The sequence below is a fragment of the Lactococcus sp. S47 genome, assembly GCF_016517475.1.
GTDB lineage: Bacteria > Bacillota > Bacilli > Lactobacillales > Streptococcaceae > Lactococcus > Lactococcus lactis.
Window position 1 is genome coordinate 421,020 of sequence record NZ_JACVUB010000001.1, and the last position, 24,339, is coordinate 445,358.

The following is a 24,339-nucleotide window of genomic DNA, read 5'->3' on the forward strand; positions in this document are numbered from 1 at the left end:
CTACTTTAACATATTTAAACTAAAAAAACTAATTTCGCAAATATACAAAAGAAAAAACCTAGCCCAAAAGGCAGGTTTTTCTTATTTTTTATACTCATCAATATGAGGGTCAACACTTTCTTCTTGACGATTAGTTTTTACCCAATCATTTTTAGAGTTGAAATATCGAATGGCTGACTGTGGATAAATTTGAGTTAAAATAAGTAGAAATTTTGTCAGATTAACCGTATCTTTCACTACATCCCACACCCTTGTTTTTTCTTGCGACTTCTCTTTATTATAAAGAATAGCCCATACAAAATTGACTACAATAATATAAATGGACATTAGTATAAAAAGAATTAATACAATTCTGAGCGGTTCAGTAATTCCAGTTAATATAAGTGAATTAACAATCATTATCATTGTATAAATTACAATAATATATTCAATTCCCATTAACCAAGGTTTCAGTAGGGTCATCAGTAATTCAAACTTCTGTTTATTCTGCAATTTTTTTGACCGAATCGTCGGTAAAATATATTTTGAAGATTGGATATTTCCCTGCGCCCATCGCACTCGTTGTTTAACCAAAGCTTCATTATCATTGATAATCCCTGTTTGTTCAATGTAAATATCATCAAATTGAGCATTTTTAACTTCAATATCTGACAGAAACAGACGGGTTGATAAATCAAAATCTTCCACAAGAGAATCTGTCCAAGGATCCTCATTTAGGGCTTGAAGAGTACTCAATTTACAGAATTGACCATTTCCACCAAAGGCAACCGTATTGGTCAAACTTCGAAAAGACTGTGTAGCATTGATAATTTCAGAAAATTCGAGATCCTGAGAAGCATCTTTAAGTAAATTTGCAACACGAACTTTTGATTGTAAACCGGTAAGTTTATCATCATGATTAAAGGCACAATTAACTTTTTCAAAGTAATTATGATCAAGTTTTGTATCAGCATCGATAATCGCAATTAGAACATCCTCAGGAGCAATTCCTGCTTCTTGAATTTGTTCACTAATTTGATAGTAAGCCCAATTGAGCGCTACTCCTTTCCCCTGCTGTGCATTAGGTTTCAATCGTTTTAATACATTTAATCTAGAATCCTTAAGTTCAGAAATTTTTTCCAATGTGTGATCATCACTTGCATCATCAATAACTGTTACCACTAGATTTTCGTAATCATTTTTTAAAATACTTTTTAAAGTTGTTTGAATCACTAATTCTTCATTCAGACATGGGATTAAAACATAGATATGGAACTGCTTTTTTAGTCCTTCATTTTTTAAAGTAAGAGCGTTAATTCTTTGTCTTTTACTATAAGAATACCAAAGAATGAAGACTTCCACAGTATAATAAAGAAAAACAAAAATTGAAAAAAGAAAGAAAATATAATTGATACGGTCAAAAACATCTGCAAAAATATAACTATTTTCCCAATAATGATATCTTACGATATATAAATAGAGGAAAGGGAGACTTGATCCAATATACAATAGTATTTTTGATCTTGGCCTTATAAACTTTTTTAATCCAGTATAAATGCTCAAAAGCATAATGACTACTACTTCAAATATTTGCAAAGCAAAATAACTATTAAATACTTTTTCATTAAACCTAACAAAGTTAGTCGGAGGTTCAATTAAGAAGATATAGCCATATACCCCCAATGCAATTAATAATAAAATTAAAAATGGTTTTAGAGTGGATATTTTTTTCTTAGATTTTTCACCCTTATATCCAATTACTAGAGCAAAAGCGATAATCGGGAGAACGAATTGAGAAACCACTGTCAAGCTTTCAAGCCAATGAGCTAATAATACACCATGATTAAGTTCTATTCCATTAAAGAAAGCTTCTTGTGCAAAACTAAATGTAATATTCATTTGAGTCCCAGAATAGACAATCAGGGCTACTAGATAGATTAATAGGAGCGCATAAACAGTATTCTTTATGTTTTTACTTATTTGCTTCAGATCAACACCAGTAAACTTACAAAAACTTAAATACATAATCGGCATAAAGGGAACAATCAAATACCTAATATCCATATTACTTACAATTGAGAAGTCGAACCTTTGGTGTTCAATCAAAATTTTAAAAAGAAATCTAAAAACGATAATAGGTAATGTAATAAACCATAAAGAGGCAATAATAGTTGCTAAATTATAGATTAAGCGTTTTTTTGTTGAAACATAGTAAGCTAAACCACAACAGAATAAGGTAAATATGGCTATCAAAAATCGAAATGAAAAGAGCTGTGGAACAGCATGCTCCCCTCCTATGAGATAAGTTAACGATACGATTAAGCGATTTGAACCATAAATTAAGAAGCCGAAAACACCGATAATACTAAGATTTTTAACTGAATTAGGGACCTTTTCACTATCAGTAATGATAAAAAATGAACTCAGCATCAAAGGAGCTACAAAAAAGAAAAGTGTAAAAAATTTTTCCCTGGTAGTAAAATTTGATAAGCGGAAAATAAACTCAAAATTAAAAAGGAAGATAAAAATGAGACAGACAGACTGGAAAGACTTTAAATTAATTTTTTTATTTTTCATTTAGAATATTAACAATCTGCAAGGAAGTTGTTCCGTCACCATAAGGATTCTTACTTCCTGACATCCTTTCATATTTAGTCTTGTCTGTCAGTAAAGTCCGAGTCTCATTAACAATATTTTCTTTTGAAGTCCCCACAAGTTTTAAAGTACCAGCCAGTACACCCTCGGGTCTTTCAGTTGTATCACGTAAAACAAGCACTGGAATTCCTAAGAAAGCCGCTTCTTCTTGAATTCCACCAGAGTCAGTTAAAATCAACTCGGCATGACGCATCACATTATGAAAGTTAACTGTATCCAGCGGGTCAATGATTTTAATATTACTATGTTCCAGTAATTTTTGCGCTTTTTCACGAATGATTGGATTCATATGAATTGGATAAATGATTTTATGTGTTTCTTTAAATTCATCAGCGATCTCTGCAATTCCATCAAAAATTTCTTCTAAATCACTCAAATTTTCACGACGGTGAGCCGTCACTAAAATCATTTTCTTATCAGCTTGCCATGATAAAGCTTCATTTGTATAATCATCCTTTAAAGTATACTGAAACATATCTATAGCACTGTTTCCAACTACAAAAACCTGTTTTTTAGGCTTACCTTCTTTTAAAAGATTTTCTTTCGTCATTTCCGTTGGTGTAAAATGATAATCAGCCATTAAACCAACAATTTGACGATTCATTTCTTCAGGAAATGGTGAAAATTTATTGTAAGTTCGCAAGCCTGCTTCAATATGTGCCAACTTTATCTGATTAAAATAAGCAACCAAACTTCCAGCCAAAGTAGCTGCAGTATCACCATGAACTAAGATGACATCTGGTTGTTCCTTTTTAATAATTGGGTCAAGACCGCTAATTGATCCTGCCACAATTTCTGATAAACCAGAATATTTTTCCATGATTTTTAAATCGTAATCAACTTCCACAGAAAATTCATCTAAAAGTTCATTGAGCATTTCTTTGTGCTGCCCTGTGTTAACCAGAACAATTGGATTGCCTTGCCTTTTCGCCTCTTGGATTACTGGATAAACTTTAATAAATTCTGGCCTAGTCCCAAATATAAAGAGTAACTTTTTCATCTCTACCTCACCATCTATAATTAATATTTTATTACGGCTAACTACTTTAAATGTACCTTAAAAACTATACACTTATATTCTATTAAATAATAGTATCAAGAGCAACTGAACTGCTTTTGTCCCGTATTAAATTAATATTATGCATTATAAAAGTATGGTACAAATGTACCACACTGTCATTTTGGTGTAATTATTTAAAGACGCTGTACGATATATTCTAGCATATAAAACTTACATCAGTCAACATTTTATAGTTTTATCTTAAAAGTTTTATAAACTTTCAATAGATTAAAAAAACTGCCAACATAATGTGACAGTTTTTATTCAAATAAGAATAAAATTCTTATTTAAGTGTGATTTTAACTTTTTATCGTTTAACCATTGATATACATGGGTTTGTTTTTTATTTTTGCTCTTTGGCAGAATTATTGGCAGAAACCAAATCTAACCCTGCTTTTTTAATGTTTCGAGTGATTTCATCCGAAATAGATTCATCTTGATGATGATACCAATGACTATAAGTATTTAAAGTCGTTGATTTATCAGCGTGTCCAAGTCGGTATGAAACATATAAGGTATTTTTTCTCAATACGTTTATCAAGTATGAAGCGTGACTGTGCCTTAATCCTTTGCCTGTGATAACTGGAACTTCTGCAATTTGAGCATGACGTTTGATTACACGACTTAGCGTTGATTTATGAATTGGTTCTCCAAATCTTGAAATGATATAATCGTCACTAGAGCTTTGAACCTGAACTTCTCTCCATTGTTTCAGAATTTGAAGTGTAATATCATCAAGCTCAATGAATCTCATGCCAGCTGCTGTCTTAGTCTGCTGTTTAGAATACCAAATTCCATTCTCATCTTTTTCAAGCGTGGAATGTACATGAAGAATTTTTTCTTTAAAATTTATATCAGACCATTTCAAGGAAAAACCTTCACTTACTCGGCACCCTGTCATATAATACAGCCAAACCATTGTAAAACGTTGTAAACCTTCATAATCAGATAAGTCAAAAGTCTTCATCACTTTCTGAAAATCGTCATACGTCCAAAACTTTGTTTCTGGGTGTTTTCCTCGTGGATTATCCAAGTTCTTACATGGATATTCAGAAATATAACCCAATCTTTCCGCATATCCCATACAAGCTTTGAACCTTGACCAAACACTTCGAGCATAATTCTCAGAAAATTTATCGACAATGAATAAACGGAACATCTCACAATCACGAGTGGTAATTTCACGAAGTTTTCTATTCCTGAAACGCTCAATAAACATATTATGTTGAGTCAAAGCGGTCTGATAAGTCGCAAACTGTACTTTTTGACGATATGCTTTCAGATAAATCTCATTCATGAACTGCTCAAATGTAATACTATAATTATCATACGAATGCTTTGTATTAAATTCAACTTTCACACGAAGCATTTCATCATAGGCTTCTTTTGCAGTTTCAAAAGGTTTTCCAGTTTTATCTGTTCGTCCTTTTTTAGAGATTTTCTTTCCTGTTACAGGGTCTGTTCCCAAATATACTTGAAAAAAGTAATTTTCATTTTTATCTTGATATACATTTGTGTATTTTTTAGCCATCTTCTTTTTCGCTTTCTAACACACCAGAAAGTGAAAATCCGATAAGCTCCTCGACAATTTCTGTCGGGGCAATACCTAATCTTCGATTGTCAAAGGGCGATTTAGTTAATTGTACCAAATTATTCTGAGAATTACGAGCTTCTTCAAATTTATGTACTGCAATTTTCTTAGCTTGTCGGATAATATCACGCGCTCCTGTTTTTGAAAATCCCAATACAACTAACGATTTATAACTAACAGTTTGTTTCATCATGTGTTCCTCCTTTCCGCTTTTTTGGATTGTGTCGTCTTGAATCTAAAAACTTTGAAAAGAAAAAAGTTTTATCAATTACTAAACTCAAAAGTAAATAGTTATTTTTTCGTGCGAACCTGACCAATTCTTCAAATTCTGTAATCTCATTTTCTTCAATTAAATCAATCACTTCATTCAAAAATGTATCAGATGCCTGTTCAATCAAGAATTTTTCTAGTTCAAAGCCACAACCTGATTCAATTTGGTTTATATCATACAATGTTTTATCTGGATTCTCTGCATGGGTAAAATAATCATACATTCCTTTTGGGCTCATTACAATTTCAACATGAGCTGGACTATTCAACTTTTCCGTCAAAAGTTCTGACAGCTGAGTATAACTTTTGAGTGAATCAAAAAACAATGCTCCATGTTTATGTGATTTCTTAAACTCCCCTGTTTGCTTATTGACATCTTTATCATGCCACGGACTAAGCACAAAGGGTATATGCAAGTCTTCCAGTACTTCCAGATAGTTTTCAGGGGCAGATTCTTGATAAATTAGGAATGCCCATTTATTCGAACGTTTTTCTTTTGCCATCATCCCTTCTTTTTGATTAATGATTATTGATCCATTGGGGGTCGTAGTAGCCCCAATGGAATTTAAAGATAAAAAAGGCGCTTTGTGGCTTTCACTTTGTGAGCCACAGCGCCAGAGGGAATTTATCTTTTTGTTCCTTGAAGCCACGACTGATTATGATGACGTTCAAAATTTGAAAAGATATAATCAGGATTTTGGCTTGAAACTTCTTCCTTGATTTGGGCTTCCAATTCTTTTAGAATCTTTTGTGTTTGTTGGGTACGAGGGACTTTGATAAAAATTTGTGCCGTTTCTCGGTGAATATCAACGACTGCTAAACGTACCGAACGATTAAATCTATCATTAATCGGATTAAAGTTGGTCACTTTTTGAGCATCTACAATTTTTTCAGAACGCTCGCTTTGTCGCATGAACTTTCTCAAACTAAATGTCTGCTTGACTGACCTGAACCAATTCAAAAGATTATCAGAGTAAATTCTTGAAATCCATTCTTTAGCTGTTAATATCACTGCAAGCACTAAGGTAACTGTTCCCATGAAATGAGCTAACTCAGAAATATTCTGAATGCCATGATAAATCTGAATTACAATCCCTTTGAAATCAAATAAAGGTGCTTTATCCCATGTGTGGAGTGCCAATCTCAATAATAACTCAAAGATAAAAGCTAAGATTGAAATCGCTAAAAGTATGATATTCAGATTAAAGGTACGCATAAAATAAGTTTTCTTCATAGAATCCCCTTTCGAGTATAGTATGTTGGGATAAGGAGCGGTAAAACCTGATAGGGATGCTCATTATCAATGATTTGAATCAAACCTGTTCCTTTTCCAATTGGAATAACGATGCCTTCAGGGCTCAAATCAGGGAAAAGAAATTGAACCGTTTTTGAATTGATATTTCCAATCTGAATCAAAACATTCAACTGCTCCCGAACACTTACGGGAATAGAATTATAATCAAACCTTTGCGATACAAGGAGTAAATGGACTTTTGTAGCTCTTCCAAGCAAGGCTATTTGAGCCAGCAAAGAGAAAAATGCTTCTTTTATTGCCTTGTTTACCCCCTCTGAAATAGCTAACACTTCATCAATAACAATGGTAAGATGAGTAAATTCATGGTCAGGTTTCTCATATAGAATAGCTTGTCTTTTATAGATAATGTTTAAGCTTTGAGAAAGAGCCTCATTAATTTCAGAAACAAAATCTGACTTGCTACGGTTCATTTCTGGATGGATTACTTTTAAACCATTAACTTTTGCCCAACGACTGGGCGTATCAAATTTTGGGTCAATCAAGACTAAATCTGATATTGGATTGAGCATCGTCAAAAAATACACAAGTCCATAAGATTTCCCAGAACCACTTGATCCACTAATAGCAATATGATTGACCTTGTTATAATCAATTTCGAGGTTCTCCATAATCGGAATATTTGTGCTATCTTGTGAAGCTGAGAAACGTTCCAAATCAGGAATGATGAGCCGTTTTGAAATGCCAGCCTTCCAAGGGAAAAATAAACCACGTTGAATATGAATATCTTCTGTAACCATCGGCACAAAATAAGCTGAATTTTGTTTCAAAAGTGTATATTGCGGATAGAGTGCTGCGTTCGCAATCAAGAAAATCTTTTGATAAAGCTCATCATCAATAATATAACCCGCTGGTAAGCGGGGAAGAAAGAGAAATCCTTCTTCCTGAATTTTGACATCAAAGCTATTCGTATAGCTGGTTTCGCCTTGCATTTGACTCCCTAAAGCCATATTCAGACTTTGAAGCAAATATTGTTCGAGTTGTTTATCCGTCATCATTTGACCTCACGAATTCCAGAAGCACGAAAATAAATATTATATCCGACTTCACAGGCTTGAAGATCAATGAATTGAATTACAGACAAATAGCTTGGTAGAGTAATTTTTTCATCAAATTTAACCTCAAATGGTGGAAGTCCTGCTTGAGTAAACCAAGCCTTGTAAGCTACAATTTCATCTGTACGCTTATTCTCTTCAAATTTGAATTGAGGTTCAAGTTCGATACTCAATGAGTGAAATGGTTTTGAGCCATCTGCGATTTGATTTGCGAGGTCCGAGGTATATCCGCCTTGACGTTTGATGTTGTTTGATTTCATGAGAAGTCCTTTCAATAAGCTGATAACCAGCAACTTATCAGCAGCTAATCAGAAAAGTTTGCAACCCTTTCTGATCATCTGGTCATCAAATGAATTGCTGAGTCATTTGATACATATATATCTTACCTTATAATCAATCTCCAAAAATCTATGTATTTGGACTTATTTTTAGATGATTTGAACACCAAAACGAAAACAAAAAAGAGCGAAACCTCATCGCTCTAAATACAATAATTTTTATTTTGAAAATGCTTTTAAATCGTCCCGCTCAATCGAATTAATAAAATAATTTTGAACGGATACAAGGCTATCAATCATATCTCTAGCTGTATTACTAACTCTTTCTTGAAATAAGTTTGATGCTTGCACATTAACTGTCAAGACTCCTGGAATCTTCCATCTACCATGATTTAAGTCATGAATTTCACTAAAATCAAGAGGCATTTCTTCTAAGTGTCTAATAAAATCATCGAGTTTCAATTTGTCTGTACCTACCTTACCTCCATTAACCTCAAGCTCAGCTCCAACTATACCCTTGAATAATTCTTCAATCGGACCTTCTTGATTATTTCCAACAATTATTGAATTTCCCTCAATTTTTATTCCCATTCTGAGTGCCATTTCATTAAATTGCACTTCGTTCATTTCCTCAAAATTAAGTTTCCACATTTTTAAAGGTGGAATATCATACTGAATCGGTATCTCATCTAAGAAAGATTCGGGTAAATCAGTAACCAAAAATTTATCTATAAGAGATTTTGCCATGTATCCAATTTTAAATATACTATTTGATTCTAATTTATTTATAATTTCAGGTAAAACAATTTGAGAAAAGTCATTCAATAACCAATTATCAAGCTTTTCATTAATTCTATTAAAATAAAATTTTTCTTCTTTGATGACCTGATTTATAACATGGGTAGTAAATGAAAGAGTTAATTTTTCCTCACATATAGTAAAAATAATCAGAAACATATTCACGAGATCTACAGGATTGTCTCCATAATATTTCTCTGTATCTTTCCTCAAATCATACCATCTTCCGAAATCAGCGAAAGTATAAAAAAGTTTCAACATTACTTCCTTTACTTTAAAATCTGGCTCATCTAAACTAATTTTCATACCAAATTTATATTTTTGATTATCTGGAATTACAGAAATGAGAATTTCATTAAATATATCGAATATGAGATCATTTATCTCATCATCATTCCCAAAAATCAATTGATTTTTTTCTATTTTAAAATATTTTGTATATTCTTCAAGAAGGACATCTGTTATAAAATTTCCATTATTTGTATTTTCCCCTTTTTCTATTCTTAAAATAGCTGATTTTTGTCCATAAGATATTTCTTCAGGTGGAATTTTTCTAAATTTTGAATCCCTTAAATTCTTTAAGCGAATAGCTATTTTTTCGACTAATTTTTGTTCTAAATCAATCATTACCTTTTCCTACTTCAACGTCTGATTTATCCTATGCAAACGCTTTTCTATTTGATAATTCCCACCTGTGAGGAGTATGCACAAACTGCCAAGTCCGATTTAAGCTAAAGCAGAGTAAATCATATTTAAAGGAAATCGACTATCCATAAAATAAAATGTCAGATACATTATTTCTAATTTTCTAATCCTTCAAACTCTTATAAACATCATCAATAAAAACTTGCGCAATTCTTTTCTTAAATGCTTCATTATTCAAAAGAACACCAAAGAAATCTTGATTTTGCATATAACCATCTGTTAGGGCATTGTCAATCTCATCATTAAAAGTAAATCTAAAATCGTCTCGTGTATTGACTTTCGCAGACTCTTTTAATTTAGTATTTTTCTTCATGAGTTCCCGAATAGCAATCGCACCTGTTACACCTATTGCATCATTAATATCGAGATTGAGTTGTTCATTAATTTCTTCAATGATTTCTGAGAGTTTTTTCTCTTGATCTTCGGTAATATCTCCAATACTAGGTTTATTTAATTTCACATACACTTCGGATGGAAGCTCTGCAACATGAAATTCACCTGTTTGCTTGTGTTTCATATAGTCAACAACAATTTTGTCGCCAATAGAAAAATCATTTCCACCCAAACGAACATCAATAATTTTAATGAGTGATTGTAAATAGTTATATTTTTCATGCAAAACTTCATTTTGATAAGTAGTCGCTTGAATTAAGAAATTATACATTCTCAAAAACCCGCGAATTGATTTTTTTATGCTAAGCTGCTCTTTTTCTTCGTATCTTTGAACTAGAATATATCCCTTATTTAAAAGAGAAGTCATTTTTTGTTTATCACGACTAGATCGTTTTTCTTGATAAAGATATTGATTAAATTTATGGACAACATCCATATCTAAAATACCAAATCCATCAATTTTTTGATCCAAATCTAAAATATCACTAGGGGAAAGTGTTTCTTTTAAAATCGTTTCTCGATAATAGGGAGCAAATGATTTATTAATATCCTCATAGGTATTTTTAAAGTCAAGAATGAAAGTTTTTTTATTATAACCTTTGACAATCCTATTCAACCGAGAGAGAGTTTGAACCACAGCAACATCCTTCAATTTTTTATCTACGTACATTGCGACAAGCTTCGGTTGGTCAAAGCCTGTCTGGTACTTATTCGCTACTATCAGTACTTGATAATTTTCTGAATCAAATTTATCCTTGAGTAATTCTTCTTTCATGCCATTCATGACTGGCTCGGAATATTCAACACCATCAAGTTCGACTTTTCCAGAAAAAGCGATCAATGACCCAATACTTGTAATATGATGTTCCTTGAAATAAGCATTAAGTGCTTTTTGATATTTCACAGCAGCTTCACGACCACTAGTAACAATCATCGCCTTTCCATTTCCGCCTAATTCAGCCATAATATCGTGTGTGATGAAATGATCCATGATGATTTCAATTTTTTTATTGATGTTTTCGTCGGAAAGTTCGATAAATTTTGCGATTTTTCGTTTTGCAATTGTTGATTTTAACTTTGGATCATCTTCAACAGCTTTGTTCAATTTGTAATAAGCTTCATAGGTAATATAGTTATTCAAAACGTCCAGAATAAAACCTTCTTCAATGGCTTGCTTCATACTATAAACATCAAATGGTTCTTTACCAATGCCATCTTCACTTGTTTTACCGAATAATTGCAAAGTAGTTGCTTTGGGAGTAGCTGTAAAAGCAATGATTGAGATATTTTCTTGTTTACCTGTTCGTGCAATTTCTTGTTCAATCGCATCTCCAACACTTACTTCTTGAACTTCATCTATCGTGCCGTTTTCCGTATCTGTTTCAGTCAGCACTTGACTAACAGCACTCATATAAGATCCTGTTGTTGAACTATGCGCCTCGTCAATCAAGATAGCAAATCTTTTACTGGCGGTATTACCTGCACTCATCCAGTCCGATTTGTTGACTTGAGCAAACTTATGAATGGTAGTCGCAATAATCTTCGTATTCCCAGCCAAAGCATCAGCCAAGTCACTTGAAGTTGACTTATCATCCATCACTTTGATGACGCCTGCTTGATGATTGATCGCTTGAACGGCTTCTTGCAATTGCCGGTCAACCACGATACGGTCTGTTACAATCAAAACTGTATCAACGACACTTTGATTTTCAGCATCATGTAAACTCACCAAACTATGGGCAAGCCATGCGATGGTGTTTGTTTTACCAGAGCCTGCAGAATGTTGAATCAAGTAGTTATTTTCAGTGTGATTTTCTCGCATATCGGCTAAAACCCGAGTTACTGCACGTCTTTGCTGGTAACGAGGAAAGATAATATCTTTTTTCTTGGGTGTGACAAAGATAAAACGCTCGATGAGTTGGAAAATACTTTTCTTTGTTAATACTTCCTGCCAAAGATACTCCGTATCCACACCATTTTCATTATGAGGATTTCCAGCACCTTGGTGAATGCCCTCGCCATTTCCGATGTTAAAGGGTAAAAAATAAGTGTCCTGTCCTTTGAGCTGAGTTGTCACGAAGACTTCCAAAGTATCTACTGCAAAACTCGCCAAAACACCAGCATTAAACTGGAATAATCTATTTTTCGGATTTCGATTTTTGAGCTGCTTGATTCCATCTTGGACACTCTGGCCGTTGGCATTGAACTTGAGTTCAATCGCAAATAGCGCCAAACCATTGAGAAAAAGCACTAAGTCGATACGATCTCCATCTTCATAATTGACTTCTTCCATGACTGAGAGCTTGTTCTGAGAAAAAAGATGATTAGCTTTTTGATTGTAGCTTGTCGCAGGTATGCGATACATCAGGTCAAGTTTCATATTTTCAAGAAAAATGCCATTTTTAAGGCTATAAAGCAAGCCATTTTTGATGATTTCTTGATTGATGACATTGATAATCGTCTCTTTGGATAATTTTTTAAGTAATTTCTCAACAATTTTTTCTTGAGTCGCAAGCAAAAAATTCCAGAGCAACTCAATATCCATTGCAACACGCGCATCATAATGGCTCTGATTTCTTATTTCAAAGCCGTTGAGCTTTTGAAAATCAGATAAGATCCATTGCTGGTAATCGTAGCGTTCGTTGATGTTTAGGTTTGGCATGTTATACTCCTAACTGCTTCATTGCAATACAACCTCTTTAAAATATTTATTCTTCAAAGATTCTTGTAGTTCCACGTGCATCACAATATGATTTATAGCCTTTTTCTGATAATCCCTATCAATTGTTGAATCAGCTAAACTTAAAATTTCTTTATGCTGTAAAGTGCAGACTTTTAACCAAGCTTCATAATCAAAATTTTCAAGAATTTTCCCAAGATATTCCGAAAATTCTTCTTGTTTTACTTGCAAACTACTTAAATTATTTACAATTCCTGCAATGTTATCTTGAAAATCTATTTTATCGTCATAATTTACATTATGAATTTCCTGTTCAAATACTTTTTTTATATATCTTGAAACAATTACTGGTCTTCTTTTATTTAACTTATCTCTAAATTTTTCTTTAAAGGCATCTATTCTAGATTCAATTTCTTTTGGATAATTCACCAAAATTACTGATTTCATTACTTCTTTATCGCATAACAGCATTTCGATTTCTAAAAATTCAGTTGAAAAAACATTCTTTTTAGCAAGATCACTTATTTCTTCATCAGTTCTCAAATCATGATCAACTATCCCAACCGCATGATTCAAAAATACTTTATCCTGAGAGTTATAATTTTTAGTCCATTTTATTACTTCACGGGAATCTCCAACAGGAATTACTGTTTGCTCAGGAAATAGAGCGGAATAAACAATATAGTCTATACTACTTTGATTTTCTCCTTCACAGAAAATAATATCTTTTTTAGCGCCCGAAAGTTGGATGAGTAAACTTTTGGGTATTGAAAAAAAGTCATCGCCAAGAAGCTCAATTTCCCATTTACTTGGAAAATCAAAGCCTTTACACCAAATAAAATTGGCATTTGTTCTACTCTCGATAAAATCAACACTATGAGCAATATATATGAACCGACAATCTGGACGTTCCTGCTCAAGAAGAGTCCATAAACGATTATATATCGAGGAGTTGAGATAAATTTCTGGCTCATCAATAATAATTGTGCTCTCATCGACAGCCAAAAGTACTTGTATGATGTGATAAATAATTACTTTTTCCCCATCGCTTAAATCATCTAAATTATAATTTGAATATCCTCTTTTACTTGGGGAAAAGGTCCTGAGATTCACGTTAAGATTTAAAGTTATATCTGGAATAACTAAATTAAACAATCTAGTAAATTTGGTGAAAATATCTTTTTCTACCCACTCTCGTTGCTCATGTTCATGCACAAGTTCTTCTACATATTCATTAACCAGAGCAGTTATAAGCTTTGAAAAATTATCATCGTTACCGTAATTTGAACGATGTTTCAAATCTTCTGTTTGAACTTGATTTCTAACCTCTTCCACGCTAGTAGTTATGAATGAACTCGAATTTGATGTAAATAAATTTTTACGAGCTGGGATTACTGCAATTTTCCGATTCAATCCTTGTCTAAAATAATTTGCAAATGATGTTTTCCCACTACCATTAGCTCCAACAATTACAGAATTAAGTTTGCTATCTACTAAAGTTAAATAATAAATTCTAGTTAATTCTTCAACTATCGAAATCAAACCTTGAAAGTCAGCTTGAAATTCTCCATTTGCATTCATTAGCGAGTATTTACTAAAAAGAATTGGTGCATTAAAAACAATGGAATTGCTAAAAACACTCTCTAATTGAGCAGAAAAATCGCTCTTTTTCTCAATGAGTTCATTGAGTTTAGGACAAATTTCCTCAAACCTATGCATTTTCTCTTTATAGATTTTTTCTAAATCCTGACGATTTACTATATTATTAAAATCAAAATCATCTAATTCATGAACTTTTTGTTGAGTTATGTTCAACTTTGAAAGAAATTCTTCTTTATTTATCAAAATGTCCCCTCTTTCCAGTAACAACTCCATAAATGAAAGCTTTTCGCTGTTCTGACAGGTTTGTCAGTTGCTGTTCTTTGATTTTGATGATTTCGTTAATTTTGTTTGTTTTTTCATCGAGATAATCGGCGATTGCTTTTTGTTCTGTCAAATTTGGTTGGGGCAAATGCCAGCCTTTTAATAAGACTTGACTAATATTTGGCTGTGTACCACCCAAACCCTCATTGATTATTTCTGATTTAGATGCCGTCAAAGCGTATTTCCCAAATCTGACTTTCACTTCATCATCTTTCAAAACAGCTACAGCTTGATTGACAGAAGCATCAATTTTACTTATTGCAAGATTTCCGATTGAAGCACCATACATTGCAATTGCTAAAAATGGCGCTTTATAGATTGTCAGTGCTGACGAACTTTTTTGACCGATTTCTGTCAGTGTTTTTGATGTCTTGACGACTTTGTCAGTTTGATATAAATCCCCTGACTGAATCCAAGGAAACTCACCATCATAAAAATCTTCTCTATCAGATTTCGGTGTGCTACCACTTCCTATAATTTCAAAAATATATTTAATAGGCTTTACTTCCCACCCCACAGGTATCTCTCCAATCCAGTCCACGCCTGAATCTTTGAGCGAAGCAGTTTTATCCAGTCCTTTAGTGACTGTTTCATAAATCAGAGATTTTTTGTAGGCACGGAGCGTTGAAATCTCGTCTGTCAGCAAGCGCGCTGCTTGGTCAAACTTAGCTGTCTGCTTATCAAGATAATCAGCAATCGCTTTTTGTTCCATCAGTGCTGACGGAATGACATAAGAAAAATTATCAAATACATTTTGGTACAAATGTAAGATAGTACTTGCACCAGAATTCGTGAAATTAAACCATAACCAAAATTCTTCTGAGATAAGAATATAATATAGAAATTTAGTATCAATCATAGGAATTGGTTGAATTCGTAAAACACCACTATTCAATGATGCTTTGTCATCAAGTCCAGAAATAATAGCAACTTTCCCAACCGTACCATCCTTAGTAATTAATAAATCACCATTTTTTACTTGAATTTGAGTTGCTTCTTTCCAGCGAGATTCTTCAATATGAACTGCTGTTTTAAAATTTATTTTTCCTTTTTCAAAATCTGTACCAGTGATCAGATAAGGACCCGTTTCTTGATATTCATCAGAAGTTAATCCTTGCCAACCAATTCTCCCATTAAGTTTTGTTGTGTACTTTATCTTTGTTATTTTCCAATCTTCAGGTATCTCACCAATCCAGCTCACACCAGAATCTTTCATTTGTTTACTCATAATTCCTCCAGCAAGCTTTGCAATTGAGCTTCTAATGCTTTGAATTCTTCTAACAACTGTTCTGCTGGCTCTGGTGCTTGATACTCATAAAAGTAGCGTGTAAATGGAATCTCAGCACCGACTTTGTCCTCATTCCAATAATACGCATCAGGCACATGTGGGAAGACTTCGCGTGCGAAATACTCCTCTACATTTTCTGAAAGCTTGATGATTTCGGTATCTTTAGTCGTCTTATCATAGACAATACCATTAGCAACCTCACCTACTTTATCTACTTTTTTAGTCTTGATAATCTCAGCTGTTTTATCCATCTTACTCATGGCAAGAGCAAGGGCATTGATATTTGATGAAGTTAACTTAATATCTTTGAGTGCATCTTTGATTAACTTAGAAAATTTTTCAAAATTAGGATAAGTTTCATCTGATTTTGCACTCATCAAAGCAGACAAGATTTTCTCTTGCTTTTCTTCGCCTTTACTTAATTTTTGGAACTCTTTTTCTTGTTTAGCTGTACGAGGCTCAACTTCTAAAAGCTCTTGATATTTTACTTCATCATAAAGCTTTGTGAAAAATTGTGTCCCTTTTACATTTTCGATGGTTTCATCAGAGATAACCCCTCTGCGCTGCAAAGGCTGCATGACTGTATATTCTTTGTATAGGAATTCTTTGATATCAAAGATTTTCATGGTCTTGATTTCAGTATCGCTCTGATACCACTCGATAATGTTTTCGATATTTTTATGTGAAAGTTCTCGACGTTTTTGACCGAGTGATTTTCTCAAAGGAACAAACTCATCTGTCGCATCAATAAACTGGACTTTATTTAGACGTTCGATCGGTTTGTTTTTATTGTATAACCAAATGTAGATTGAAATACTAGTATTATAGAAGAATTGCCCTGGTAACGCTACAATCGTTTCAAGTAAGTCGTTCTCCAATATATATCGACGAATCTGACTCTCTCCTGATGTTGTCCCACCAGAAAAAAGAGGTGATCCATTTGAAATAACTGCAGCACGTCCATTTTCATTTAGTTTTTTCAGTGCATGGAGATGGAAAAGCCATTGCGCATCCCCGCTTACTGGTGTGTTGATAAATCGCCCTTCTCTTCCACCAGTTGACACAAATTTTGCATGGTCTGCTTTAACAGCATCTTCGACACCATCATCTGCATCTTTACCACCCCAGCTTTGCCCAAAAGGAGGATTTGCAACTACAAAAGTCATTTCCGTATCATAAAAAGGATCCGCTTCTTTCAACGTATCAGCATTTACGAAATTATCAGAGTTATCTTGACGAATGAGCATGTCTGATTTACCGATACCATAAGTCTCTGGCAAAAGTTCTTGACCAAACAAACGGATATTTACTTTTTCGTTCATTTGATTGATATAACTCTTAGCTGTCGCCAGCATCCCACCTGTCCCTGCTGCCATGTCTAAAATCTTTATTTCTTTGTTATCTTGGAATAGTTCCTTATCTGCTCCTGCTAATAATAGATTAATCATAAGACCGATGACTTCTCTTGGGGTGTAGTGAGATCCTGCTTCCTCATTTTCAGAGAATCTACGAATAATATCCTCAAACATATAACCCATTTTAATAGAATCTACAGCACTTGGGGACAAATCTAACTCAGAGAATTTTTTAATTACTCCGTATAAGCGACCAGACTTTGCTAAATTTTCAATCTCTTGATAAAACTTTAAGCTGCGCAAAATATCTTGTACACGCTCAGAATAGCCTGCGAGATATTCTTCAAAATTCGTTTTGATATTATCAGGCTCATCTAGTAAGTTTTTCAGTGTAAATTCGCTGATATTATAGTACTTATATCCAGACATACTCTCTAATATCATTGGTGGGGTATTAGCATTCTTTTTATAGGCCTCAACAATTTTGTCTTTAGTATCTACTAATGCTGCTTCTAAGCGTGTGATCACAAACATAGGAATGATAACGTCACGGTATTTATCTGCTCGATACGCTCCACGAAGAGTATTTGCGATTGACCATACTAAATTTACTTCTTTTGAGATATTGACATTATTTTCTTGGAAAATCGGATTGAATTTTTCTTTCATAATTTTTAACCCAATCCTTTAGTATTCCTTGTTGGAACGACAAGGAAAGGGTACCCTTTCTTGATTTTTAGCTAATTCTATTATACCAAAATAGCAGAATTTAAGTGCTATCTATATTGGAGATATTGATGGTAAAAAAAAATAAAAACACCTTGAAATAAAATATATACTTCAAGGTGTTTTTCACAAAATATTTTTTAAACAAAAGATTCTGCCAACACAATATTGGCAGAATTTTTGGCAGAAAACCAAATGATTTTTCCTAATTTTTAAAATCGCTAAAGGCAATCAAAGTCAGGTATATCGGGCTTTCGCTTTTAAACAAGAATGAATTTCTTATTTAAGTGTGATTGAAGCACCAGCTGCTTCAAGTTTTTCTTTAACTTCGTTAGCTTCTGATTCAGAAAGACCTTCTTTGATCATTGTTGGTGCACCATCAACGAGTTCTTTAGCTTCTTTAAGTCCAAGACCAGTGATTCCACGTACTTCTTTGATTACTGCAACTTTTTTGTCGCCAGCTGATGTCAATTCAACGTCGAATGAATCTTTAGCTGCTGCTGCATCACCAGCACCTGCTGCTGCTGCAACTGGAGCTGCTGCTGTTACGTCAAATTTTTCTTCGATTGCTTTTACAAGTTCAGAAAGTTCAAGGATTGTTGCGTTTTCAAGTTCAGCAACGATGTTTTCAATGTTCAATGCCATTTTAATATTCTCCTATTAATTTTTTAGTTTGTTGCGTAAATCCGCCGATATAAGTAATGTTGCTTATAATTAAGCAGCTGATTCTTCTTTTTCTGCAACAGCTTTGACTGCAAGAGCCACGTTGCGGACAGGTGCTTGAAGCACTGAAAGAAGCATAGAAAGAAGTCCATCGCGGCTTGGAAGAGACGCAATAGCTTGGATTTCTTCTTTAGAAGAAACTTTACCTTCGATAACACCAGCTTTGATTTCAAGATTTTCAGCATCTTTTGCAAAGTCAGCCAAAACTTTTGCTGGTGCTACAACATCTTCGTTAGAAAATGCTACTGCTGATGGGCCAGAGAATGCTTCTGACAAACCTTCAAGACCAGCTTTTTCAGCTGCACGACGCAAAACTGAGTTTTTAACGACTTTGAATTCAACGCCTGCTTCACGAAGTTGTTTACGAAGTTGAGTATCTTGATCAACTGACAAACCACGTGAATCTGCAACAACGATAGATGCTGCTTCAGTCATTTTTTGTGCGTAAACATCAACCAATTCTGCTTTCTTAGCAATTGTTGCTTCATTTACTTTGTAATCGCTCATTTTTTTACCTCCATTTTATTTTGGTTGTAGAAATAAAAAATCTCTACACACAAAAGACATAGAGAGTTCAATTATCATTTTGATATTTGTCCTCGGTAGGAAGTTTATGACTTTCGTCCCCTACTGTCTTCGGTCAGTTCTTTTAGAACCGTAAATAAGTATATCAAAGTTTTTCTGAAATTGCAAGACTAAAACTTATTCTTTTTTCTTTTTTATTTTAGTTCATGCAATGTTCTTTTGGTTTTTTGAAAGATGAAAAAATTTGACGTTAACAATCTTTTTTTCCTTTTTTATTTTCTCTTTGCTATCATTTTCTATCAATTTCTGTGAAAGCCATAAAACTAATTCATAAGCAATTGCAAAAATCGACCCAATTCCCAGTATTGGTAAAATTTCTCTTATCCAATTCATTTTTAAGCCCTCATTTTAATCTATAATCTGTGATTCTTCAATTTCTTCAAAATTATCAACTACTGGTCCAATAATTCGGAAATTATCTTCCTGTCCTAGATAAAAATCCTTGTATTGTGGATCTGGATTGAGTGAATGAATTCTAAATTGTCCATCTTCTTCTTCGAATACTTGTTTGATATACAAACGTTCTTCGCCCAAATCTCCTTCAGCAATGGCGTAAATATCCCCACTCCGACCAAAACCAGTGTGTAAGAATGTTGCAATAGAAAAATTAGGGAATTCAGGTTCCATCGATTCCCCTTTTACTCTGGCTGCACCATCATATCGACCAAGAGTTTCAGATGTGTAAGCTTTGTAGTGGCCACCTGTATTGCTTTGAGATTGACCAAAACCTGCCGATAATTCTTCATCTTCAACAATGGCATAATCTAAAGAAGAACGTCTGTAGGTTTTCAAATTAATAATCTCTGTTTTATTTTGTTCAATGAGAAAATCCGTAAAATTAATAACTGATTCTTGTTGTTCTCCTGTCAGTGAACGATAATTATCGATTAATTGTTTTTCTGCATTATTATCAGTTTCTTTGATTAATTCTTGAATAGGTAAATCATAGATATCTGCTAGTTTTTCTAGTATTTCTAACGTTGGGTTGGTTGATTTTTGTTCCCAAAGTACATAAGCATTTTGCTTCATTCCTAGCTTTTCTGCTAATTGACTCTGTGTCAATTTTGCATTTTTTCTTAATTTTTTTAAGTTCTGACCAAAATTCATAAACTCTCCCTTCCCGATTCTTTATCAATCTTTCTTATATTATATCGCTTATTTTATTTTTTGTCAACATTTTTTATCAGAAAAACTGATAAATGAAAAACCGCTGCTATCAGTGGTTTTTCATAGTTCTTTTTGTAAAGTTTGAATTCGATACATGTCTGCATAATAACCATTAAGCTCTAAAAGTTGGTCATGATTTCCTCGCTCAATAATTTCTCCCTTGTTCAAGACTAAAATTTGGTCAGCATCTTTAATCGTTGATAAACGGTGAGCAATTGCCATTGTCGTTCGATTTTGTCGCATATTTGTCAGACCTTCTTGAATAAGCGCTTCAGTTTCAGTATCAATATTGGCTGTTGCTTCATCTAATAAGAGAATTTTCGGATTACGCACAATCGTTCGAGCAAAGTTAATTAATTGACGTTCACCGGCCGAGAAGGCAGCTCCACCTTCAATTACTTTGGTTTCGTAACCATTTTCCAAATCCTTGATGAATTTGTCAGCTTGAACAAATCGAGCCGCTTCTTTGGCTGCTTGGTCAGTAATCTGTGGATTCATCATTTTGATATTGTCAGTAACTGACGCAACAAACATAAAGGAATCTTGCAATACTAAACCAATTTTTTTCCGAAGTTCTTCTTTTGAATAACTTCTAATGTCCTGATCATCAATCAAAACTTGACCTTCTGTGAATTCATAGAAGCGCATGAAAACATTAATAATACTCGATTTTCCTGAACCTGTATGACCTACAAAAGCAAGCGTTTCTCCAGGATTCACAATGAATGAGATATTTTTCAAAACTTGATGTTCTCCGTCATATGAAAAACTGACATTGCGAAATTCAATTTTTCCTTCTTGAATGATTGGAGAATTGCTGACAGATTTTCTGTCAGTAAATTTTTCATCAACATTTTTACTGACAGAAGTTGAAATTCCTTGTTGTGGCGCAAATTCTTTTTCTTCCATGATTGTCTTGATACGACTAGAGGCTACCAATCCATTTGAAAAGTTTGATAAAGAATCCATCAATCCTGAAATAGGATTAAAGTAAATTTGTACATTACTGATGAAAGCATAAATTAAACCAGCCTCAACCACTGCATGTAGACTTCGATTAGAATACATCAACAAGACAACAACAATTGAGATGGCCATCAAAAAATTAACCAAAGGGCTCAACAAAATCCCATTAATCTGAATCACTCGTTTTCGATAACCATAATATTCATCATTTGTTTTTTCAAATTCATTTCCTAGTCTGCTCTCTTGACGAAATTGTTGAATAATTCTCATCCCAGAAATGTATTCATTTAATTTCGTATTCAATTCTGAACGCTTAGCAAGCATGGCTTGATAAACTTTTGTACTCACTTTTTGATAAATCAATACTGCCAAAATCAATAGGGGAAGAATCAACAACATCACAAGCGCAATTTGGTGGTCAATAATAAACAAAGCAATGAAGGCAATGATAATAGAAAGCAAACTTGTTAATGCATTAAACAAAGTCTGCCAGAAATCAAATAAATCGGTGTCATTTGTGATTCTGGTGATTAACCACCCCGTCGGTTTTTGGTCAAAATATCGCATGCCTAGCTGATGAATTTTTCGATAAACTTTCTTACGAATGTATTGATTAACAAAAATCGAACCATTTTGCAGATAATTCCATTTGAAAAAGAAAGCAATTGAATTGATTATTGCTAAAATCAAATAAAGACCTGCAAAATAGAAAATAATCTGGTCAGTCGCTTTCATAGGTGTCAAATAAGAATCCATAAAAACGGACAGAACAAAAGGCATAATTGAAGCAAGAGCAGTTGTAATTACACTAAAAACAAAAGCCCAAACGAAATACTTTTTGAAAAGTAATAGGAATTTGAAAATAAATTTAAAAACTTGCCAACTTTCTCTGACAGACATTTTGTCAGTAGATTTCTCCATTTTCTTCTCCTTCCCGATTTACTGACGAACCTGTCAGTAAATTCTCATCTTCATCATTCGCTGTCAAATGACTTTCAATCTGTTGCATTTGCCACATTTGAGCATACCAACCTCCAGATTTAATCAAATCTTCATGCAAACCACGCTCAATCACTTTTCCTTCATCTAGTACGAGAATTTCATTAGCTTCCATTACTGATGACAACCTGTGACTGACAACTAACGTTGAACTTTCATGACGTAAGGCCTTCAAATTTGACAAAATTAACTGTTCAGTCTTGGCATCAACAGCTGACAGCGCATCATCTAAAATCAATAATTTAGGCTGAATAAGTAGCGCCCTCGCAATAGATAACCTTTGCTTTTGTCCACCAGAAAGTGAAACGCCACGCTCGCCAACCAAAGTATCATAACCTTCAGGAAAAGCAATAATATCATCATGAATTCCAGCTGCTTTAGCTGCAATTTCAACTTCTTCTTGACTCGCTGACATCTTAGCAAAGCGAATATTATCTCTGACAGACATCGAAAATAGAAAATGTTCTTGCGGAACATAACCAATCGCTGGCAAATATTCATCTAATTGATAATCCATAATATCATGGTCAGCAAAAGTAATATGTCCTTTGTAATGGTCAAACTCTCTCATTAAAAGTTTAATAATCGTTGATTTTCCTGCACCTGTTCGTCCGACCAAACCTAAAACATGACCTTCTTTTAAATCAAATTGAACTTTCTCCAGATTGCGCCCTTCATTCTCATTTGGATAAGTAAAACTTTCAATATCAAAAAGGAGTTGACCTTCTTTTGGCATTTTCAAAGTACCTTCAGAAATTTTTGATTCCGCTTTTTGAGCTAATAATTTTTCTACTCGACTGTATGAAGCTCTTCCACGTTCAATAACATTAAAAAGAACACCAATAGCAAACATCGGCCAGACCAAATTTCCGATATAAGTCATAAAAGCAACTAACTGACCAATCGTTAAAACGTGGTGAACAACATAGTAGCCCCCTAAAAGAATGGTTAAAGTATAAGATAAACCAACAATTAAAGTGATTAAAGGATCGTACATTGAGTCAATCCAATTGACCCTAATAAAGGCTTTATCAATATTATCTAACTTAACTTGGAAATCAGCCATATCTTGTTCTTCTTCACCAAAAGATTTGATTGCTTTCATTCCTGTAATCGATTCTTGGACTTTATCATTCATTTCAGAGAAGGTTTCTTGGGTATGTTCAAAACTTACATGAATTTTATCCCCTAAAACTTTAGATACTAGCGCGAGTAAAGGCAAAGGAAGGACAGCAATAATTGTCAAACGCCAGTCGATAAATAAGAGCATAGCAATGATTGTCATCCCGCCCGTCATTAAAGAATCTGCCCAAGTCAAAACACCAAGTCCAGCAACACTCTGTATCGCTTGTAGGTCATTTGTCGCATGAGCCATCAAATCGCCAGTCCGATTTCTCTGATAAAAAAGGGTATCCATTCTTAAAAAATGCCTAAAAAGCCGACTACGGATTATTTTTTCCAGTTTAAAGGCTTCACCCCAAATATTTGTAGACCAAAGAAAACGAAAGCCATATTCAACGAGTGCAGTGATCAATAAAATACCAGAAAAACTCAAAATTAAGGGTAAAGTCAGGTTACGCTTAACAATATGGTCAATAATTTTTCCGATAATTAAAGGCGGGATCAAGTGAGTTAAAGAAACAATAAAAAGGGCTAATAGACCAACGCCATAACCTTTTCTCTCTGCCTTAAAAAACCACCATAAATCTTTAAAAATTTTCATACAGTCTATTCCATTTTATTTTATAATATTCTAAATATTAGTATACCATAAAGAAAGCGTTTAAAACAGACTATATGAAGTGAGATTCCCACTTATTTACTATTTAAA

Annotated in this window: 19 protein-coding genes and 1 other annotated feature; all 19 genes read right to left on the minus strand. The window is 33.6% G+C overall.

Annotated elements, in window-relative coordinates; all coding sequences use genetic code 11:
* Positions 1 to 81: 81 nt before the first annotated feature.
* The gene (locus IAE52_RS01980; protein WP_109990972.1) at positions 82 to 2,556 is read right to left on the minus strand and encodes a glycosyltransferase; all 2,475 of its coding nucleotides are present in this window, start codon (positions 2,554 to 2,556) and stop codon (positions 82 to 84) included.
* Positions 2,546 to 3,634, minus strand: a complete 1,089-nt coding sequence (wecB, locus tag IAE52_RS01985; protein ID WP_109990973.1) for a non-hydrolyzing UDP-N-acetylglucosamine 2-epimerase — start codon at positions 3,632 to 3,634, stop codon at positions 2,546 to 2,548. Before wecB ends, IAE52_RS01980 begins: the two co-directional genes overlap by 11 nt.
* 403 nt (positions 3,635 to 4,037) lie before the next feature.
* Positions 4,038 to 5,225, minus strand: a complete 1,188-nt coding sequence (locus tag IAE52_RS01990) for a site-specific integrase (RefSeq protein WP_200136640.1) — start codon at positions 5,223 to 5,225, stop codon at positions 4,038 to 4,040.
* Positions 5,218 to 5,475, minus strand: a complete 258-nt coding sequence (locus tag IAE52_RS01995; protein WP_200136657.1) for a DUF3173 family protein — start codon at positions 5,473 to 5,475, stop codon at positions 5,218 to 5,220. The genes IAE52_RS01990 and IAE52_RS01995 overlap by 8 nt, the downstream gene beginning before the upstream one ends.
* Positions 5,459 to 6,058, minus strand: a complete 600-nt coding sequence (locus tag IAE52_RS02000; RefSeq protein WP_200136641.1) for a replication protein — start codon at positions 6,056 to 6,058, stop codon at positions 5,459 to 5,461. Before IAE52_RS02000 ends, IAE52_RS01995 begins: the two co-directional genes overlap by 17 nt.
* Before the next feature lie 122 nt (positions 6,059 to 6,180).
* On the minus strand, positions 6,181 to 6,789 hold the full coding sequence (locus IAE52_RS02005) for a hypothetical protein (RefSeq protein ID WP_200136642.1): 609 nt from the start codon (positions 6,787 to 6,789) through the stop codon (positions 6,181 to 6,183).
* Positions 6,786 to 7,862 (minus strand): cell division protein FtsK, encoded by a 1,077-nt coding sequence (locus IAE52_RS02010; RefSeq protein ID WP_200136658.1) that lies wholly within the window; start codon positions 7,860 to 7,862, stop codon positions 6,786 to 6,788. Before IAE52_RS02010 ends, IAE52_RS02005 begins: the two co-directional genes overlap by 4 nt.
* Entirely contained in the window at positions 7,862 to 8,182 is a 321-nt protein-coding gene (locus IAE52_RS02015; RefSeq protein ID WP_200136643.1) for a hypothetical protein, read from the minus strand. Before IAE52_RS02015 ends, IAE52_RS02010 begins: the two co-directional genes overlap by 1 nt.
* 237 nt (positions 8,183 to 8,419) lie before the next feature.
* Positions 8,420 to 9,625 carry a hypothetical protein gene (locus IAE52_RS02020; protein WP_200136644.1) on the minus strand — a complete coding sequence of 402 codons (1,206 nt, stop codon included), beginning with the start codon at positions 9,623 to 9,625 and terminating at the stop codon, positions 8,420 to 8,422.
* Between the two features lie 181 nt (positions 9,626 to 9,806).
* Positions 9,807 to 12,758: a type I restriction endonuclease subunit R gene (locus tag IAE52_RS02025; protein ID WP_200136645.1), complete on the minus strand. Its 2,952-nt coding sequence runs from the start codon at positions 12,756 to 12,758 to the stop codon at positions 9,807 to 9,809.
* Between the two features lie 18 nt (positions 12,759 to 12,776).
* Positions 12,777 to 14,621: a DUF4435 domain-containing protein gene (locus IAE52_RS02030; RefSeq protein WP_200136646.1), complete on the minus strand. Its 1,845-nt coding sequence runs from the start codon at positions 14,619 to 14,621 to the stop codon at positions 12,777 to 12,779.
* Positions 14,611 to 15,927 (minus strand): restriction endonuclease subunit S, encoded by a 1,317-nt coding sequence (locus tag IAE52_RS02035; RefSeq protein ID WP_200136647.1) that lies wholly within the window; start codon positions 15,925 to 15,927, stop codon positions 14,611 to 14,613. Before IAE52_RS02035 ends, IAE52_RS02030 begins: the two co-directional genes overlap by 11 nt.
* A complete protein-coding gene (locus tag IAE52_RS02040; RefSeq protein WP_200136648.1) occupies positions 15,924 to 18,011 on the minus strand; it encodes a type I restriction-modification system subunit M in 2,088 nt (695 codons plus the stop codon). The genes IAE52_RS02035 and IAE52_RS02040 overlap by 4 nt, the downstream gene beginning before the upstream one ends.
* 336 nt (positions 18,012 to 18,347) lie before the next feature.
* A complete protein-coding gene (gene rplL, locus IAE52_RS02045; protein ID WP_003130214.1) occupies positions 18,348 to 18,713 on the minus strand; it encodes a 50S ribosomal protein L7/L12 in 366 nt (121 codons plus the stop codon).
* 69 nt (positions 18,714 to 18,782) lie between these two features.
* Entirely contained in the window at positions 18,783 to 19,298 is a 516-nt protein-coding gene (gene rplJ, locus IAE52_RS02050; protein ID WP_003130213.1) for a 50S ribosomal protein L10, read from the minus strand.
* A gap of 25 nt (positions 19,299 to 19,323) precedes the next feature.
* Positions 19,324 to 19,449, minus strand: a sequence feature (ribosomal protein L10 leader region).
* 71 nt (positions 19,450 to 19,520) lie between these two features.
* Positions 19,521 to 19,709 (minus strand): hypothetical protein, encoded by a 189-nt coding sequence (locus IAE52_RS02055; RefSeq protein WP_003130209.1) that lies wholly within the window; start codon positions 19,707 to 19,709, stop codon positions 19,521 to 19,523.
* 15 nt (positions 19,710 to 19,724) lie between these two features.
* A complete protein-coding gene (locus IAE52_RS02060; RefSeq protein WP_003130207.1) occupies positions 19,725 to 20,483 on the minus strand; it encodes a helix-turn-helix transcriptional regulator in 759 nt (252 codons plus the stop codon).
* 120 nt (positions 20,484 to 20,603) lie between these two features.
* On the minus strand, positions 20,604 to 22,430 hold the full coding sequence (locus IAE52_RS02065) for an ABC transporter ATP-binding protein (protein WP_200136649.1): 1,827 nt from the start codon (positions 22,428 to 22,430) through the stop codon (positions 20,604 to 20,606).
* A complete protein-coding gene (locus IAE52_RS02070; protein ID WP_109990974.1) occupies positions 22,414 to 24,231 on the minus strand; it encodes an ABC transporter ATP-binding protein in 1,818 nt (605 codons plus the stop codon). Before IAE52_RS02070 ends, IAE52_RS02065 begins: the two co-directional genes overlap by 17 nt.
* Positions 24,232 to 24,339 lie beyond the last annotated feature (108 nt).